An 18774-nucleotide genomic window follows, 5' to 3' on the forward strand; every position below is an offset into this window, starting at 1 on the left:
TTTAAGGTTTTTGTGTTTTAATTAGTAAAAGCTTTCCAACTGCTTCCATTACAGCCTTCATGTACTCTTAAATTACTATTGTAGCGGATTGCGCCTTCATCATTAACTGTACAGTTATTATCGGCAGGTTTTATTCCCTTTATCTGAATGGCCGCTCCTGATGTTGTATTTGCTGTGGGAACCATGTTGATCCCAACTATTGTATTTTCTCCGTTGCCCTTACTGTAAAAGATATGTTGCGCATTTGCATATACAATCTGGCCCGCACCAGCCGTTGCGGAGAATCCTAATCCCATACTTTCTGTACCTGAAGCAGTATTACCTGATCCTACAGCAATAGTATTAGAGGATACAGTATTTCCGGTTCCGAATGCAATTCCACCATTATTTGTATTGGAATTCCCAAAAGTAAGTCCTAAACCAGTTGGCGCCTGATTCAGATTTCCAAAGACCAGATTGGTAGCTCCGTTTACTGTATTTGAATTACCTATTACCTTAGCGCCACTTGTTGCGGTGTTCCCGATTCCAATAGCTATGGCCGGGAAATTCGCTCCTTGTGCAGATACCGTATTGTTTCTTCCCAATGCCACATTGGAAGATATACTGTTGGATAGTACATTATTTGATCCCCAGGTAAATGATGCATATGGTCCTGATGATGTGTTTGAATTTCCACCTTGCAGTGTTCCGTTAACGTCTAATATACCTTTTACATTACTTTGAGTAGCTAGAATCAGGTTTTGCCCGTCATTTGTTCCTAAATAATTTCCTTGGGTAATATCAGTTCCCAGGGCAGATGTGGTAGCTGTGGTACCTGCATTTCCTATTTTATCCCAGCCTGTGCTTAAGCCATTCCACTTTGTACCGTCAAAAAAATAGTATCCTGGAGATTGAACGCCCGCAGTCTTACCTGAAGGAGCTGCTCCAGCTGCCGTAACATATACTATAGTTCCCGTTTGGGCAGCTGTATAATTTTTTACCTTCAGCTGATCTCCTGTAAGTCGTGGAGCAATAATTCCATCCAACTTGTCGGCATTTGTTGCTGATCCCACCACATCTAGAGTAGCCTGCGGTTTGGTTGTATTAATTCCAATTTGGGCAGACACAGTGTACCCTGCAAATAAAATTGCAAAATTCAATAATCTTATTTTCATTCTATTAAAAATTTAAAGTGTTTTTTTACTTATATTAAAAATTTGGTGGTAAAATAAAACTTACGACCCTATTTAATACATGAGATTAATTTTAATTATCGATAAAATCTCTTATGCAAATTTACCTTTTACAACCCGTCATAAAAATGACAGATTTCAATCATTTTCCTCTTTTTATTATGATCAAAACAATAAAAAACAAAAACAAATAATTTTAAATAAAAACAATAAGGCTAAAATTAAAAATCATTAAATAAACTTTTAATAAAGAAAATGATTCCTAATAATGCATTTATAAAGAATCATTTTTTTTCACAAGCAGAGGTGAATTAATGACAACATAAAAAAACATGCTTCTCTTTCAGCTATCAGACAAAAAAAAGCTGCCCGAAAACGGACAGCCTTCACCTTATTATGAAGCTATAAGATTATTTCACAATAACCTTATAAGATTTCACGGTTGATTGGGTTTCAATCTTAATGATATAAACTCCGGCCGGCAATGAAGAAGTATCAATACCTGTACGTGAAGAGAATTTATCAGATTTTACCACCTTGCCTTCTGCAGAGAATAAAGTATACACTCCTTCTTCAGCAGATGTAATCATAAGATTTTCTCCGGCCTTTACCGGGTTGGGATATATCTTCACATCAACGGCAGCCCCTGCAACGTCTGAAGCTGTCATTTTCGCTGCTGTACCGGATGCATTTTTCAATAATGTGGCATATGGTGAAAGTGGAGAGCCCGGCGCTCCTCTTTTCACAAGATCCGTATCTACAACTGCCTGAATACCGTCTTTATCAGCATCATTGATTGTAGAAATAAATCCGCCTCCCAATGTATCAAGATTACCTTTTCCGATCTGATACAAGTCAAGATCCGATCCGTTGGAAGTAAGATCAAGGAAATCCGGTCTGTTATCTCCATCCGTATTCTTCAGAGCATATTTTAAAGTTCCGGAATCCGGATATGTTTCCAGTATATCTGCCAGGCCATTTTTACCTACAGCAACGCCTGCATCAATAACTCCGTTACGATCTGCATCAATCTGAGTGATCACTGATGTTGGGATACCCGATTCGAATAAATCCAGGATTCCGTCATTATCAGAATCAAGATCACGGTAATTTGGAATTCCGTCTCCCAATACCGGAGTAATCAGAATATCACCTTCCATATCATCATCTTCAAATTTACTGTTCATATCAAAGTCTTCCATTGAATCCGGAATACCGTCATTATCAGAATCAAAATCACAGGCATCCACAATACCGTCACCATCTGTATCCAGCGTCGGAGATTTATCATTGATCACAGTACATCCTTCCGCACAGTCAGGAATACCGTTACCATTATTATCAATACTATCATCTCCGTTTGGACAGCGGTCGAAACAATTGGGAACTCCGTCATTATCATCATCTTTGCTGGCAAAAGCATTGTAAATATTATATCCCTGGGATAAATTTACAGAAAGCAATGAACTGAACGTAATTTTAATACGGTTGAAAGGTTTGGTTGCCTTCCCTCCGATATAGAATTTATTGGATCCGCTGGTAAAGAAGTTCCCTGTAATAAGACTTCCTGAAGTGAAGGTGTCCGTCAGCGTATTTCCGTTATAAAACTGAACTATAACTGCATCCAGAACGCTTACTCCGATCAGACCGCCTGTTTTTTCCACGGTATATCCTGCGACAGTATTTTTAGGCAGCAAACTGTTGCTTCCCACTGTTAAGTTGGCAGAGAAAAGAAAAGTTCCTAACAATGGAAAAGTAAGCCTCGCATAATTGGAAGGATTATTATCTACTACCGCTCCGGCATTGGTAAGGCTCGGAGAAAGAAAGCCCAGTCCCGACTGCGTCCATCCGAATCCATTCACAATGTCGCCCTGAACTGAAGATCCACTGGTCTGAATTTTATCGTCACATTCACATCCCACAGGTTCTTCGAATGCATAATATACGTTCAGTTTTCCTAAATTAAATCCTAATGTCTGGGTAATCTTTAGCCTGACTTCGTTAAAAGGTTTGGTTGTAGTCAACGTTACTTTCTGTCTTCCCGAGCCATAGCTAAGAATTTTAATATTGATAAGACCTCCGCCGTCTGATAATTGTCTTGAATCCTGAAGCTGCCCGAACAAATAGGTTTCTACAGTAATATTCTTAAGGAATTCAGCACTTAATAATTTCCCCTGATCATCAGGTTCAATCACAAATCCTGTTCTGTTGCCTGCAGGATACACCTGGTTTTTATCTAAAACTCCCACGGAATAAGATCCCAATAACCCTACCGGAAGCACAATTGATCCATAAGAGTTCTTATCACCATCCCCTATTCTTTCTCTGTTCTGAACATATGAAAGCGGAGCAAGAAAGCTGCTGCTTCCGGACACATTCCCATCAACACCACTTCCGGCAATGATATCATCACAAATTCCATTGTTATCTGTAGGGACTTTTGCAGGATCAAACGCAAATGCATAATACACATTCATCGAACTGAATACCGACAGCACATTGGTTTGATACAGCCTTACCTCATTAAATTCTTTCGTAGTTTTAAAATGAAGGAATATTCTGTTTTTATTACCTCCAAATGCCGGTACAGACAATAAAGTACTACTGGTCGCAGATTCCTGCAGAACTCCGTTTTTATAGGTACTGATTCTCAGAGAGCTTAAAAGTTCTATGGTAATAAAGCTTGTCCCAAGATCTACATTAAATCCTGTAATATCTCCCGCCGGATAGGTTGTGTTAGTATTTTTCACAGAAATCCCGTTCCCGCTTAATAAAGAAGCGAAATTCCCCATACTCACTTTATTGTCAAGATCAGCATCCACCACCGGGTTCATACTCCCGTTATAGCACGCCAGACAAATTCCTGAATTGCTGACAGGCTTTGCCTCTACCCCCATCCCACGGATAGGCTCATAGCCCTGCTGCCCAAATACTGTGACAGACATCACGAATGTCATAAGTACTGCAGCCAGTTTCCCGAATAATTTTTTAGTCATTTTTTATTGTTTTATAAAGTTTGTGTTTCTGTTAAAGGGTCTGCCATGCAAAATCAGCAGCATTGGGTCCTGTTTGCTTACATCCTACAAAACTTCCTGTTGTTCCTGATAATTCATATACGATTGTTCCTGCGTTGGCAGCATTACATGCAGGTCTTGTGCTGGCTTTGATCAGTATAGCTTTACTTACCTCCAGATCAGCAAAATTGGTTGAATTGGGAACCATATTGACCCCTACATCAGCAGTTGCCGCATTGTTTTCACTGAAGAATATATGAGTACCATTTGCATATACAGACTGCCCGGGATTTGCTGTTCCTGAAAATCCAGCTACAAAAGCTTTACCTCCTACCGCAACGCTTGCTGATCCCACTGCAAAGCTGTTCGGGTCTACTGTATTTCCACCTCCTATGGCAATCCCTCCCTTGTTGATATGGGAGTTTCCTAATGTCAATCCTGTTACACCGGTAACTGTATTTGAGTTTCCAAATACAAAATGATTAGCTCCGGTCGCCGTATTGGAATTTCCAATGATTTTTGCTCCGTTCGCTGCTGAATTATTTGCCCCTATAGCTAAAGAGGGAAAGTTTGCATTATTGGCAGTAGCGGTATTATTTCTACCTATGGCAACATTGGAAGACACCGCATTGGTTGCATTATTTGACCCCCAGGAAAAAGCTGCATAAGCACCTGTAGCGTCATTAGAATTCCCACCTTGCAGGGTTCCATTTACATCCAATATTGCTTTTACATTCTTCTGGGTAGCCAGAACAAGGCTCTGACCATCAGTGGTTCCTAAATAATTTCCTTTGGAAATATCCGTTCCCAGTGTTGATGCTGTGGCGGTAGTCCCTGAATTTCCTATGGTATTCCAGCTTGTACTCAAACCATTCCATTTGGTTCCGTCAAAAAAATAATACCCAGGAGACAGCACCTCTGCAGTTTGACCTGAAGGTGCTGTTTCTGCTGCAGTGACAAATACTAATGCCCCTGTCTGAGCAGACGTATAGCTTTTTGCTTTCAGTTGAGCTCCCGTAAGCCTTGGAGCAATTATACCATCTAACTTACTTGCCGTTTCCGGCGTTCCTGTCACATCCAGAGTAGCCTGAGGCGATCCTGTATTAATCCCAACCTGTGCTAACATTGGTAAACCTGCAGATAAAAGTGCAAGAGTGAATAATTTGTTTTTCATTTCTAATGATATGTTTTTTTGTGTGTTGTATTGGAAGACAGTCCCCAAGTGATTCCATTCAAATGATAAATGAAATGAGCCAATGATTATGGCGAAGGACCGTAAGGTTTCAGAAAATACTGAATTATTTATATGGAGAAGAAAGCTTATCGGGAATTTTAATAATAAGTTTAAAACCGTCAATAAGTTTAAAAGGGTTTATACAGAACTTTTTGGTCTCATCAAATGGGTTCAATCCCTGGCTGTTCACCAAATGAAAAAAGCTCCATTTATACCAGACCGTCATACATTTGAATTTCTTAAGACAGGAAAGAAAAAAGTATTTACCGTCGATAGAAGGATAACTATTTTTAATGATGTAATGATGAATTTTGTGGCTGCCCTTATGATCATTTCCATCCTGAGCAGTTCCGGAAGAAGTATTCCTACTTTTTACGGGGTGTATAGAAACACCGGCGGGGCCAAAGTGCAAAGTCTTATTTACATCTGTGTAATACAGCAATTCTGCTTTATTTGCTGCCACAGATATAAGCTTTGCATTTAATTTTCCAATAGCCACCAGCAACAATATCAATGCAACTTTATGACCATAAGAAAGAAAGTAATTTCTATCCAATTCTGTTGTGTTTTTTCAATACAAATATAACATTTTTCCAATCAAAACAATATTTTATTAAAAAAAATAACTTAAAATATTACAATACACATTAATTAATCAAAATATCACATTAAAAATTACGAAATAATTAATAATAAAACAATATCAACTTATTCAGAATAATAATATTCAAATACAATTGCTTACAAAATCTGCTATTCAGAAGTATACAACAAAAAAGCCCGGGCATTTGCCCGGGCTCTTATATTTATAATAAAACTGAAATTATTTCAATTCTACTTCAGCACCAGCTTCTTCTAATTGCTTCTTAAGAGCTTCAGCTTCGTCTTTAGAAACACCTTGCTTGATTGCAGCAGGAGCTCCGTCTACGATATCTTTAGCTTCTTTAAGACCAGCACCAGTTAAATCTTTTACTAATTTAACGATAGCTAATTTAGAAGCACCTGCAGACTTAAGAATTACGTCGAATTCAGTCTTTTCTTCAGCAGCATCACCTGCACCACCTGCAGCAACAACTACAGCAGCAGCAGCTGGCTCAATTCCGTACTCATCCTTAAGGATAGCAGCTAATTCGTTTACGTCTTTTACAGTTAGGTTTACTAGCGTTTCAGCTAAATTTTTTAAATCTGACATTGTTGTAATGTTTTTGTTGATTATTTATTTAATTTTTTGAGTGTAATTATTCAGCACTTGTTTCTTCAGTGCTATCTGCAGCAGCTTCAGGAGCTTCAGCAGCAGGAGTTTCTTCTACCGCAGGAGCAGCTTCTTCAGCTTTAGCTTCTACAGTTTCAGGTTTGTTTTGAAGAGCAGAAACAACTCTCTGGATTGGAGACTGAAGTAATCCGATGATTTCACCGATCATTTCTTCTCTAGACTTGATGTTAGCCAACATGTCCAGGTTGTTGTCACCAACGTAGAAAGTTTCCTGAACGAAAGCAGACTTCAAAGCCGGCTTTTCTTCTTTCTTTCTGAATCCTTGGATAAGTTTCGCAGGAGCGTTAGCTGTATCAGCAATCATTAACGCTGAGTTTCCTTTGAAAGATGGGAACATTTCAGAGTAATCTACTCCTTCAATCTGCTCCATTGCTTTTTGTAAAAGTGTATTTTTTACTACTTTTACTTTGATATTTTGTTTGAAAGCCTGTCTTCTGAAATCTGAAGATTTACCAGCGTTCAAACCTTCTAGATCTGCTACGTATACTACTTTTGCATCCTGAAGCAAATCTTTGATCTCTTGTATCGCTACAACTTTTTGGTCTTTTGTCATTGTCTTAGGATTAAATATTAGTTAACAGATTTAGTATCAATTGCAATACCTGGGCTCATTGTAGAAGACAGATAGATAGACTTCACATAAGTTCCTTTAGCAGCAGTTGGTTTCATTTTGATCAATGTCTGGATTAATTCCTGAGCATTTTCTTTGATCTTAGCAGCATCGAAAGATACTTTACCAATACCAGCATGGATGATACCATACTTGTCTACTTTGAAATCAATTTTACCTGCTTTTACTTCAGTTACTGCTTTACCAATTTCCATTGTTACAGTTCCTGATTTAGGGTTCGGCATTAAACCTCTTGGACCTAATACTCTACCTAATGGACCTAATTTACCCATTACAGCTGGCATCGTAACGATAACGTCAACGTCTGTCCAACCATCTTTAATTTTTTGTAAATATTCGTCAAGACCTACATAGTCAGCACCAGCAGCTTTAGCTTCTGCTTCTTTATCCGGAGTTACTAAAGCCAAAACTTTAACATCTTTACCGGTACCGTGAGGAAGAGATACAACACCTCTTACCATTTGGTTTGCTTTTCTTGGGTCTACACCTAATCTTACAGCGATATCTACAGAAGCATCAAACTTTGCAGTGTTCACTTCTTTTACAAGAGCTGAACCTTCTTCAAGGTTATAGATTCTTCCTTTTTCTACTTTGCTTAAAGCTTCCTTTTGCTTTTTAGTCAATTTTGCCATTTCTAATAGTTTTAAGCGTTAAAAGTTGGTTTAGTTCCTGTTACTCTTAATCCCATAGATCTAGCAGTACCTGCAACCATAGAAACTGCAGAATCCATTGTAAAGCAGTTAAGGTCACTCATTTTGTCCTCAGCGATTTTTTTCACTTGATCCCAAGATACAGAACCTACTTTGTTTCTGTTTGGTTCACCGGAACCTCCCTTGATCTTAGCCGCATCCATTAACTGGATTGCTGCAGGTGGAGTTTTAATAACGAATTCAAAAGATTTGTCTTCGTATACTGTAATTACTACAGGTAAAACTTGCCCTGGCTTATCTTGGGTTCTTCCGTTAAATTGCTTACAAAACTCCATGATGTTCACACCTGCAGAACCTAATGCCGGACCTACTGGTGGAGAAGGGTTAGCTGCGCCACCTTTCACCTGAAGCTTTACCATTTTAAAGACTTTCTTAGCCATTGTTTGTTTTTTAAATTTGAATAATTAATGAGTTTGGAAGCATTTATTATTCAGCAGGTTATCGCACTCACCTATGATAAGCCTACTTTTTGGACTGCAAAAGTATAAAATATTTTTGAAACTACAAACGGATATTGTTGATTTTTAAAAAGTTTTAAAAAAATAATTAAGATCCTGAAGTTTATATTTTCCTGTACTGCTGTTTTAAAACGGTTTCAATTATATAAAAAAGAAAGGAGAACACATCTTGTCCTCCCCTCTTCCCAAATACTATTATATTAATATGATGAAAAATTACTTTTTAAGGAACTTCAGTCCTTCTTCCTGATCTTTTATTTTTAAAATATACATTCCTTTCACAAGATCTTTTACATCTATCATTCCCTGTTTCACGGATCCGGTTTTTATCAGCTGGCCTGCTGCATTATAGATACCAACATTCTGATCTTTTACTCCATCTATATGAATAAAGTCTGCTGCAGGGTTAGGATATATTCTGATTTCTGATTTTTTACCTGAAATTTCGTGTGTTGACATGGATCCGGAAGGAAAAATTAAATTCTGTGCATAGGCAACCGGCTGAATATCGCCACTTTTCTGCTCATGAAAGACAACCACAGCCTGCCCGTTAACAGGCCTTAGTACGCTCGGATAAGATTTTGAGGCTGCATACGTAGCAACAGGAAGGTAATGTTCCGGCCATGTAAATTCCCCGTCAGTATTAAGCAAAACAGCATTCAGTGATACATTAAGACCGGTACCTTCTTTCTTCTGTACTACAAAATAAGGACTGTTGTTCACCAGCTGCAGGTTCCCGTAATGAAACATTGATGTATTATCAACCGGAAAAACCTGTTTGGCATTATCTGTTAAAAGCCTTGCTCCTGTAGCTTTATCAAACTTTTGTACGAATTCTCCGTTTTGTCCCTGCGATGAAGAGCTATAGTTTGCTATTGCCCATACATAAGGAGATCCCGGAGCAAATGCCATTTTCATATCTTTTTCAAAATAAGTCTGATTGGTATCAAAGTCTACGCCTACATTCCCCCACGGAAGGTTACTATTGGCATCAATTCTCTGAATATAGGCATCAAATCTCATATTTTCTCCACTGCTGAATCCGTAATACACGACGTTACCATCCACAGCACCTGAATATTTGGCATTGTAAGCGGTAGACTTGGTGGTAATCTGCTTAGGGGCATCCCATGCTATAGTTCCGGTTTCCAGGTTAAGTTTCTGAGCAAACAGATAGCTTGTGGTTCCGAAAGAGAGCTGCTTATGGAAGATTATTTCACATTCATTGTTAGAAAGTTCGAAAAGATTGCCAGGAACTGTATTTTTAGTGGTATCATCAGACTTGATCTGAGTTGGAGTAGCCCATACCGCCTGCCCGGCAGCATCGTACTTCTGTACTTTGGTATATTTCTGGCTGGATGGAAAATAAGCCACGAGAATACCTCCGGCAGACAGTGGAAGGATGGTTGGCAGATAAGCTTCTCCTAAGCTGATCCCGTTTGGCCATTCTGATGTGCCTTGTGGAGTAATCTTAAATATGTATCCGGGATTTCCGGCCCCGGTACCCGTCACGCCTATATAGAAATTGTTTGAAGAATCAACGGCAGTACTTTCCATTACGGTATAGGTACTCATGGGAATCTGATCAGAAATTTTAATTCCGTCTGAACCTAACAGTTTATTTCCCTGCTGATCCAGCATCTGTACCCATAATTCAAAGTTGACAGGAGCCGGTACGCTTTTCCAGTATCCTATATAGGTCTTTCCGTCACTTGTAGTGGCAGCAAAAGAAGAACTCGCCTGTTTTGTTACGGCAAGGTTCTGGTCAAGAACAGGATTCCATTGTGCTTTCCCTGTAAACCAAAAAAGCAGGGTTCCGAAAAGGATAAGTATTTTTTTCATAGCGGTATTGTTTTAAATATGAAACAAAGAAATAGAATGTCTGCGAACCGCATTCAAAATCTTCCACACAATTACCACTTAGGGAGTAAAAAGCACCACATCATTACCACACACCTACACATTAACCATTAATAACCAACCAATTACAATTCATTTAAATATTGAGAAAGATCTTCTTTTGTATTGGTAAGATTCATTTTTTTACGGAGTCTTGTCCTTGAATTTTCAATTGTTTTCGGAGTCACGTTAAGGAGATTGGAGATTTCTTTTGTAGATAATTTAAGCTTCAGCATGGCAGCCAGCCTTTTATCATAATTGGTAAGTCCCGGATGTTTACGGTCCAGATTTTCATAAAATGATTCGTGGATATTCAGAAAATGATATTCAAAATCTCCCCAGGAGTCCTGTTTGGTGTTCAGTTTTATTTCATTGATAATTCTTGAAACTTCATCAATTTCACTATCTTTCAGTTTAGATTTCAGAACATTGATCTGTTCTAAAAGAGATTTGAAAATTTCTTCAATTTTAGACTGCTCCATAGATTTATAGACCAGCATTTTTTCTTTCATCTGATTGTCTATTTCCAGCTGTTTTTCTCTATTTTCGATCAGCTTCTTTTCAAGCCGTAACTTCTCAGCTTTATTTCTGAAATTAATAAGCAGTAAAATACAGATCACCAGAACGAGTAAAAGAATAATGACCATTACTGCATACAGGATATTCTTTTTGTCCTGTTCTATTTTGTCAAGCCTTTTCCTCAGTTCGTAATCGTGCTGCACTTTCAGTCTTTCTACATTCACTGCTTTTTCTTCTATATTCAGCAAATCACGTATAGAATCATATTTTTTGAAGGTTTCTGCGGAAAGCCTGTAATCCCTGTTCAGCTGATAGGCTTCATACAGGGTTCTCAGATAATTGGTATTATCAAAACTTACGGCATCCGGAATGACATATTTCCCAAGATTACGGGCATATAGCAATGCTTTTTCAGGGTTTTGGGTTTTAATATAGAAATTGGCAAGGTTATAATTGACCTGGTAATTTGATTTATGGTCCTCAATATTATTCTTCTGTAAGATATCACTTGCTTCAAGTAAATAATTTTCCGCTTTTGTTTTATTTCCTTCCTGAAAATTCAGTTTACCGAAATTTGAAAATACAAAGGCCTTCAGAACCGGATTGTCATAATTCTCAAATGTCATCAGACTCTTTTCGAAATAATACCGTGACGAATCAAGCTTCGACAGTACCAGATATGCATTTCCCAGATTGTTCAGTGCTTTAACCGTTTCTACCTGCTTTTTCTGTTTCTGATAAAAGTTGAGAAGTTTCTTATAGTAAGTAACAGCTCTCCTGGTATCATTGAGCTGTGAATAGGTATACGCAAAAATACCATCTATCTTTGCTGTTTTCTCTTCATCCTTATCCAGAAAAATATGATAGGCCTTATTAGAATAATCCAGTGCAAGATCAAAATAATTCATGTCGCTGTAAATTTTGGCAGCTTCCATATAAAAATTACCCAATTCTTTATCCGGAACACTTTTTCTGGCTTTACGGATGTATTGCTCTGCTTTCGCCCAATCTTTAAACTTCAGCTCATCGGCCGTATGTATATACTGCTCGTATTCTTTCCTATCCTGCCCGAAGCAGAATACCGTTGAACAGCACAACAGCCAGACAAAAAGTAGAAGTTTTCCCATATTTCAATATAATTCCTTATAAAATTATAAAATCATTTGATAAAACAATATGCAATCTGCTAATCTGCCTTATAAATCATAAAATATTTCACACATACCATTAAATAAAAAAAGGCCATTTATTAAAAAATGGCCTTTTATATTCTGAAATACTCTCTCTGTTTTTAAAATCCTGAAGGTTTGCTCAGTGTTTGTGCTGAGCCATCGGTTCCCCCCAGATTAGCATTGATATCACTGAAGTTCTGTTTTGTAATAAGCCTTTTATAAGCCATCAGATAAAATTCTACTGTAAAATTATTATAGGTTCTTGCAGGGCTGGCTGATGTAAAAGCAATCAATCTGCTGTTATTGGTAAATCCTGCTTTAAGATGCCAGGTTCCATTACTTACGAATGCGGTCACATCCGGAGATCCCTGACGGTTATCATTGATCCCGTTGTCTCCGAAATCCAAAGCCACACTTGTAGTTCCATCATTAAGCTTGAAGGCATAATTATGCACTACAAGAAGAAAATTATTGGCATCTATCTTAGTATCATAATCTGTAATTCCTGCCCCAGACACTCCTGTTAACGTAAGCTTAAGGTAATTAAACAATCCACTGCTCTCTAATGCAGGGTTATACAACTGAAGTGAATTCTGTGAAGTGGCAAGAAAGCTCCCCCCAGTCATGGTAGGTTCTCCCGGGTTTCTAAGATATAACGCATCGGTACGGGTATCTCCGTTCACATCTAATGTCTCTGTGGGATTGGTTGTTTTTATTCCCACTCTGCCGGTCTGAGCATTAAAAAAAACTCCCAGACACATGATTATGATAATATAAATTTTTCTTTCCATAATTGTTATTTTTTATTGAAGTCCAAGCGGAGTGTTTGATGAAACGCCTGTATAACCTGCTGCTGCTGATACGGAACCATTAAACGTTCCCCAATCTTTTACCAGAGATCTTTCAAATACATTCAGAGTAAGTGTCCAGGTACCGTTAGCCGAAGATACTGTTCCGGCCCCTTTAAAGCTCAGATTAATGGCATGATAAGTCTTTCCTCCACTTGTAACCGGTGTTACTTCTGTAGAATACGCTCCAAAAGATTTAGGAGTTGTACTGGTATTGGCTGCAGAAATAGCAGATGAAAAAGTGGCTCCGGTAATTGCAATAACATATTTACCGGTTTCCAGGCCTGTGTTAAGGCTCACTACTTCATCCTGGTTCACATTGGTAAGAACAACTTTATAGGCATTTACGGGTGCTACATTTCTGAGAGCGATATCCATCATTTTCACTTTTCCTACCGGAGTAGTATCTTTAGAACGTGTCAAAAGAAAATAATTTCCTCCTGCTGGTGAGTTTACCGTGTCAATAAGATAGGATTCCACTAAAGTTTCCCCTGCTACATCCAGTGTCGACTGCGGTTTAGTTGTATTTATTCCTACTTGGGCATTTGCGGTAAAAAAAGCTCCGGCTGCAAAGAGTAAGGTGATTATTTTTTTCATTATGTTATGTTTTTATTTTACTGAATTAAAGGTGCGGCTGCAGCGCCTGTGGTTGAAGTTCCCATCGCCTGTGTAGGATTAAACTCTTTTGCATAGGCACGGTCAAAAACCATTAGATTGAGCGTCCATACACCTGTTGGTAAAGAGGCATCCGGGGCAAAACCCTGATAATCGGCTTTAAGCTTCCATGTTGTCCCGGTAGAGTAGGCAAAAATCTGAGGAACCGGCGTCAACCAGTCCGCAGCACCGGTTTTAACGGCCTGAGTAAATCCAAATGAAGAGATTACTACCAAAAATTTGCTGGAATTGATTTTAGTGTCAAATTCATTCACCCAGTCCTTATCGGTAGGATCACAGGTAATTTTATACTGGATCAGATTGATAGGCGCCGGCGAATTAGGTACGAAAGCATCATTATAAGCGGTAATTTTATTTTCCGGAGCAGGAGACTTAATAATAAAAGTATAATTTTCACTGGCTCCAAGCTTTTCTATTGGTTTTTTGAAAACCATTCCGGACGTCTTCATCGTACCGTTAACAGTCAGGTCTTTTTCAGGTGTTTTGGTGTTTATACCAACCTGAGCATCAGTCATAGAGAACAAGCCCAACAAAAGGATTGTCGAAATAATTTTTGTCATTGGATATGTGTTTATTTTATTATTTTCCTTTATTCCTGTCTCAGTAATCATTGAATACAAAAACAAGAAACCCTTTACACATACTATACTGTGCACCGAGTAAGCAAAATAAAGTTATGGATTAACTGAAAAACAAGTTACAAGAAGTATGCCATCCATAGGTAAATATGATGGCTAAACCCGCACCAATACTGTGAAAAACAGCTTTTATCCCGCGGAAGAGATAAATAAATTAAGGTAAACTCCTATGCAGAAGGAGCCAGCGGTGAACCGAAATTTTAATTATTAATAAAAATAACAGCAAAAAATTATGAAAACTCTAACACCTGGGAATAAAATCACAAATCAGGTTTAGTATATTATTATTATATTTTCTAATTTAAACACAGATAAGTTAAAATTTCGGGGATGGTTAAGAGATATACTGGCCTATTCAATAACTCTGCGGATTCAATATTAAATTATAAGGATAAAAGAACAACTTAGAAAAGGACTGAAATCAACCATGAATCTACCAGCAGGAAGGTTTATAAGGCACTATCAACTTAATATCAAACGAATGTACAAAACAAAAAAAGACCGCTGAAACAGCAGTCTTTTAATTTTATATAAAGTAATTATTATACTTTTTCTACTTGCATGTAGCTTAGCTCCATTGGAGTCTTTCTACCGAAGATCAATACAGAAACTTCAATTTTCTTTTTGTCTTCAAGAATTTTCTCAACTGTACCGTTGAATCCGTTGAAAGGTCCATCGATTACTTTCACGTTTTCACCTACTACATATGGAATCTCAACATCGCTTGCGAATTCTGAAAGTTCATCCATTCTTCCAAGCATTCTGTTCACTTCTGATTTTCTCATTGGAACAGGATCTCCTCCTTTTGTCAAGCTTAAGAAAGATATAACTCCAGGGATGTTTTTGATTACGTGAGGAATTTCTCCCATCAGATCAGCTTCGATCATTAAGTATCCAGGATAGTAAGGTCTCTCTTTAGGAACTTTTTTACCGTTTCTAATCTGAATCACCTTTTCCATAGGAATAACCACTTGAGTAACGTACTGCTCAAACCCTAAACGTTTGATTTCTGTCTCAATATAGTTTTTCACTTTATTTTCCTGTCCGCTGATAGCTTTCAGCACATACCATTTCAATTCGCTCATTATGGGAAAATACTTTTTAATTAATTGAACAAGTTGATTAGCATTCCGATGATGTTGCTGATTGCTTTTGAAAACAATTCATCAACTCCAAAGGTAAATAATGCCAGAATCACTGTCGCAATAGTCACTACAATTGTAGAAGACTGAAGGTCAGCCCACTTTGGCCATTCAACTTTATGTCTGAATTCGTTATAAGAACCTTTTAAAAAATCGACAAATGAACTCATAATTTATATTTGCACGGGCACAAGGATTCGAACCCTGATCAACGGTTTTGGAGACCGGTATCCTACCATTGGACGATGCCCGTAGTTTAAAAAAGCTCCGTAAAGAAGTTCCTTACGGAAGCTTTTTATATTTTTAAGAGAATAATTACTCGATGATTTCAGTAACCTGACCTGCACCAACTGTTCTACCTCCTTCTCTGATCGCGAATCTAAGACCCTCGTTAAGAGCGATTGGCTGTAACAATTCTACAGTAATAGTTAAGTTATCACCAGGCATTACCATTTCTACACCTTCTGGTAAGAAGATCTCACCTGTAACGTCAGTAGTTCTTACGTAGAACTGAGGACGGTACTTGTTGTGGAATGGAGTGTGACGTCCACCTTCTTCTTTAGAAAGGATATAAACCTCAGCTTTGAATTTTTTGTGTGGCTTAACTGAATCTTTCTTAGCGATAACCATACCTCTCTTGATGTCAGTTTTTTCAATACCTCTCAACAATAGACCTACGTTATCACCAGCTTCACCTCTGTCTAGGATTTTTCTGAACATCTCAACCCCTGTAATAGTAGAAGTTAATTTCTCATCACCCATACCTACGATATCAACCGGATCACCAGTGTTGATAACACCAGCCTCGATTCTACCAGTTGCTACAGTACCTCTACCTGTAATAGAGAATACGTCTTCGATTGGCATCAAGAATGGCTTATCCTGATCTCTAACAGGCTGCTCGATCCAAGTATCAACTGCATCCATCAATTCTTCAACAGTCTTAACCCACTTCTCGTCTCCGTTAAGAGCTCCAAGAGCAGATCCCTGGATTACTGGAGAGTTATCTCCGTCATATTCGTAAGTAGATAATAAATCTCTAAGTTCAAGTTCAACAAGCTCTAAAAGCTCAGCATCATCCACCATATCAACTTTGTTCATGAAAACAACGATTCTTGGTACGTTTACCTGACGGCAAAGTAGGATGTGCTCTCTAGTTTGAGGCATTGGTCCATCAGTTGCAGCACATACTAAGATCGCTCCATCCATCTGAGCAGCACCAGTTACCATGTTCTTAACATAGTCAGCGTGACCTGGACAGTCAACGTGTGCATAGTGTCTGTTTTCAGTTTCGTACTCGATGTGAGCTGTATTAATAGTGATACCTCTTTCTTTTTCTTCTGGAGCAGAGTCAATAGAAGAGAAATCTTTTTTCTCAGCAAGACCCTTGTTCGCTAATACACTACTGATAGCTGCAGTAAGTGTAGTTTTACCATGGTCAACGTGACCAATAGTACCAATGTTCAAGTGTGGTTTGTTACGATTAAACGTTTCCTTTGCCATGATTTAAAATTATTTATTTATTGTTTTTCAAATTTTCGGTGTGCAAATATAATGAATTTTTAAATACCAAAAACTTTTTATTAAAAAAACTTTCAATATTATCTTCCAATGAAGGACAAACCTTATATTTCAACGTATTGAGACTGCAAATTTACACATTTTTCCGAATAGAAAAAAATCTCAGAAATGTTTTATTAAAAATATAAACTATCTCACTAATTATGAATACAATATGCATGCATAAAAAATAAAGAAAATTGCATCGATCTTTAAATCCGGGCCTGTTTTTTTCTCGTAGATATAAGTACAACAACTAAAATTACTATTATGAGAAAATTATTACACACCTACTTCGCCCTGTTTGCTTTTATAGCCCTGCTTTCATGCGATAATTCGGACGACAACATGCCTGACATGATGAATCCTCAGGGCCCGGACCTTATGGTATATGGAATAACTGCAATGAATGAACTTGTCTACTTCAATTCCAACAATCCCAAAACGTTCACCTCAAAAACAGCTGTTACCGGTATACCTTCAGGAGAGAAACTGCTAAGCATCGACTTCAGACCTGCCACCGGAGAACTGTACGCATTGTCGAATGCCAGTAAATTATATATTATCAACACCTCCAATGCCTCTGCAAGAGTTGTCGGCTCAACAGCGTTTACTCCCATGATTTCAGGAACAACAGCTGCTATTGACTTCAACCCTACCGTTGACAGGATCCGTCTGGTGAGCAATACCGGACAAAATCTACGTTTACATCCTGAAACAGGGGCTGTTGCCGCTACTGACATCAATATTAACGGAACAGGAAATCCTTCTGTAACAGGATTAGCTTATACAAACAGTAAAGCTGGAGCTTCAGCAACGATCTTATATGATATTGATCCGGCTTCAGGAAAATTATACAAACAGGATCCTCCCAACAATGGAACCTTAGTGGAAGTCGGAAGTCTGGGAACAACTTTTACGGGACAGGCTGCATTTGATATTAAATATGATAACAGCATTGCATTATTGGCTTTGAATAATCAATTGCACATCCTGGATCTGAATAACGGAAAAACAACCTCTATCGGGTCTCTGCAACAGGGAATAATAGATATTGCCATTCCTACAGAACCGGTAGCGTACGCTATTGACAATTCAAATAATCTGCAGATATTCAATCCAAACAACCCGATGCCCGTCTCCAAAACAGTGGCGGGACTGCAAAGCGGTGAAAATATTTTAGGAATAGATTTCCGTCCTGTTAATGGTCAGCTGTATGCATTAGGAAGTTCAAGCAGAATTTATACTATTAATTTGGGAACCGGTACTGCCACTGCTGTAGGATCAGCTCCTTTTTCAACCCTGCTTTCCGGAACAGATTTCGGATTTGATTTTAATCCCACTGTAGACAGGATAAGAGTGGTGAGTAATACGGGACAGAATCTCAGGCTCAATCCTAATGACGGAACAATTGCAGCAACTGATATTATATTGAATCCGGGAAGTCCTATAATAAGCGCTGCAGCATATACCAATAATTTTGCGGGAGCAGCCTCTACTACTCTTTTTGTTATTGATCATAATACCGATAAATTATATCAGCAAAACCCTCCGAACAACGGAACTTTAGTAGAGACCGGTCCTTTAGGAATCAACATCACCGGTGCCAATGGATTTGATATTGGAAGTATGAGCCAAAAAGCTTATTTAATGGCTTCAATAGGTTCATCTACGAAAATTTACTCTATCAATACCACTACAGGAGCTGCCACTTCTGTTTCTGATTACCCGAATACTGTAAAAGCCTTTACAGTGGGGCTAGGTTTTTAAACTCATTCTATTTTATTTCAATAACCGGGAAGTGCGGAAAACTTTGTTTTCCGCACTTC

General features: G+C 38.2%; 17 protein-coding genes and 1 tRNA gene. 1 reads left to right on the top strand and 17 read right to left on the bottom strand.

What is annotated here, in order from left to right; all coding sequences use genetic code 11:
• Nucleotides 1-17: 17 nt before the first annotated feature.
• From BBI00_RS14145 to tuf, 17 genes are all read right to left on the bottom strand, one after another.
• The gene (locus BBI00_RS14145) at nt 18-1154 is read right to left on the bottom strand and encodes a hypothetical protein (RefSeq protein WP_065399369.1); all 1137 of its coding nucleotides are present in this window, start codon (nt 1152-1154) and stop codon (nt 18-20) included.
• Between the two features lie 428 nt (nt 1155-1582).
• Nucleotides 1583-4168, bottom strand: coding sequence for a T9SS type A sorting domain-containing protein (locus tag BBI00_RS14150; protein ID WP_065399370.1), 2586 nt, complete (start codon nt 4166-4168; stop codon nt 1583-1585).
• Between the two features lie 31 nt (nt 4169-4199).
• On the bottom strand, nt 4200-5360 hold the full coding sequence (locus BBI00_RS14155; protein WP_065399371.1) for a hypothetical protein: 1161 nt from the start codon (nt 5358-5360) through the stop codon (nt 4200-4202).
• 124 nt (nt 5361-5484) lie between these two features.
• Nucleotides 5485-5976, bottom strand: coding sequence for a hypothetical protein (locus BBI00_RS14160; RefSeq protein WP_065399372.1), 492 nt, complete (start codon nt 5974-5976; stop codon nt 5485-5487).
• 267 nt (nt 5977-6243) lie between these two features.
• Nucleotides 6244-6612 carry a 50S ribosomal protein L7/L12 gene (gene rplL / locus BBI00_RS14165; RefSeq protein ID WP_062675820.1) on the bottom strand — a complete coding sequence of 123 codons (369 nt, stop codon included), beginning with the start codon at nt 6610-6612 and terminating at the stop codon, nt 6244-6246.
• Between the two features lie 46 nt (nt 6613-6658).
• A complete protein-coding gene (gene rplJ / locus BBI00_RS14170; RefSeq protein ID WP_065399373.1) occupies nt 6659-7246 on the bottom strand; it encodes a 50S ribosomal protein L10 in 588 nt (195 codons plus the stop codon).
• Nucleotides 7247-7263: 17 nt separating this feature from the next.
• Nucleotides 7264-7956, bottom strand: a complete 693-nt coding sequence (gene rplA / locus BBI00_RS14175) for a 50S ribosomal protein L1 (protein ID WP_050022253.1) — start codon at nt 7954-7956, stop codon at nt 7264-7266.
• Between the two features lie 11 nt (nt 7957-7967).
• Nucleotides 7968-8414 carry a 50S ribosomal protein L11 gene (gene rplK, locus BBI00_RS14180; RefSeq protein ID WP_065399374.1) on the bottom strand — a complete coding sequence of 149 codons (447 nt, stop codon included), beginning with the start codon at nt 8412-8414 and terminating at the stop codon, nt 7968-7970.
• Between the two features lie 294 nt (nt 8415-8708).
• Nucleotides 8709-10334 (bottom strand): T9SS type A sorting domain-containing protein, encoded by a 1626-nt coding sequence (locus tag BBI00_RS14185; protein ID WP_065399375.1) that lies wholly within the window; start codon nt 10332-10334, stop codon nt 8709-8711.
• A gap of 143 nt (nt 10335-10477) precedes the next feature.
• A complete protein-coding gene (locus tag BBI00_RS14190) occupies nt 10478-12037 on the bottom strand; it encodes a tetratricopeptide repeat protein (RefSeq protein ID WP_065399376.1) in 1560 nt (519 codons plus the stop codon).
• Nucleotides 12038-12201: 164 nt separating this feature from the next.
• Entirely contained in the window at nt 12202-12873 is a 672-nt protein-coding gene (locus tag BBI00_RS14195) for a hypothetical protein (RefSeq protein WP_065399377.1), read from the bottom strand.
• A 12-nt stretch (nt 12874-12885) separates the two neighbouring features.
• Nucleotides 12886-13527 carry a hypothetical protein gene (locus BBI00_RS14200; RefSeq protein WP_065399378.1) on the bottom strand — a complete coding sequence of 214 codons (642 nt, stop codon included), beginning with the start codon at nt 13525-13527 and terminating at the stop codon, nt 12886-12888.
• Nucleotides 13528-13544: 17 nt separating this feature from the next.
• Nucleotides 13545-14165 (bottom strand): hypothetical protein, encoded by a 621-nt coding sequence (locus tag BBI00_RS14205; RefSeq protein ID WP_065399752.1) that lies wholly within the window; start codon nt 14163-14165, stop codon nt 13545-13547.
• A gap of 620 nt (nt 14166-14785) precedes the next feature.
• Nucleotides 14786-15328 carry a transcription termination/antitermination protein NusG gene (gene nusG, locus BBI00_RS14210; RefSeq protein ID WP_002976412.1) on the bottom strand — a complete coding sequence of 181 codons (543 nt, stop codon included), beginning with the start codon at nt 15326-15328 and terminating at the stop codon, nt 14786-14788.
• 20 nt (nt 15329-15348) lie between these two features.
• Nucleotides 15349-15555, bottom strand: coding sequence for a preprotein translocase subunit SecE (secE, locus tag BBI00_RS14215; protein WP_002976410.1), 207 nt, complete (start codon nt 15553-15555; stop codon nt 15349-15351).
• 12 nt (nt 15556-15567) lie between these two features.
• Nucleotides 15568-15638, bottom strand: a tRNA-Trp gene (locus tag BBI00_RS14220).
• A gap of 62 nt (nt 15639-15700) precedes the next feature.
• The gene (gene tuf / locus BBI00_RS14225) at nt 15701-16888 is read right to left on the bottom strand and encodes an elongation factor Tu (RefSeq protein WP_062697363.1); all 1188 of its coding nucleotides are present in this window, start codon (nt 16886-16888) and stop codon (nt 15701-15703) included.
• 327 nt (nt 16889-17215) lie between these two features.
• Here tuf and BBI00_RS14230 point away from each other — a divergent pair, with 327 nt between their 5' ends.
• Nucleotides 17216-18715 carry a DUF4394 domain-containing protein gene (locus BBI00_RS14230; protein WP_065399379.1) on the top strand — a complete coding sequence of 500 codons (1500 nt, stop codon included), beginning with the start codon at nt 17216-17218 and terminating at the stop codon, nt 18713-18715.
• The last annotated feature ends 59 nt before the right edge of the window (nt 18716-18774 follow it).

The sequence above is a fragment of the Chryseobacterium arthrosphaerae genome (genome assembly GCF_001684965.1).
Classification (GTDB): Bacteria; Bacteroidota; Bacteroidia; order Flavobacteriales; family Weeksellaceae; genus Chryseobacterium; species Chryseobacterium arthrosphaerae.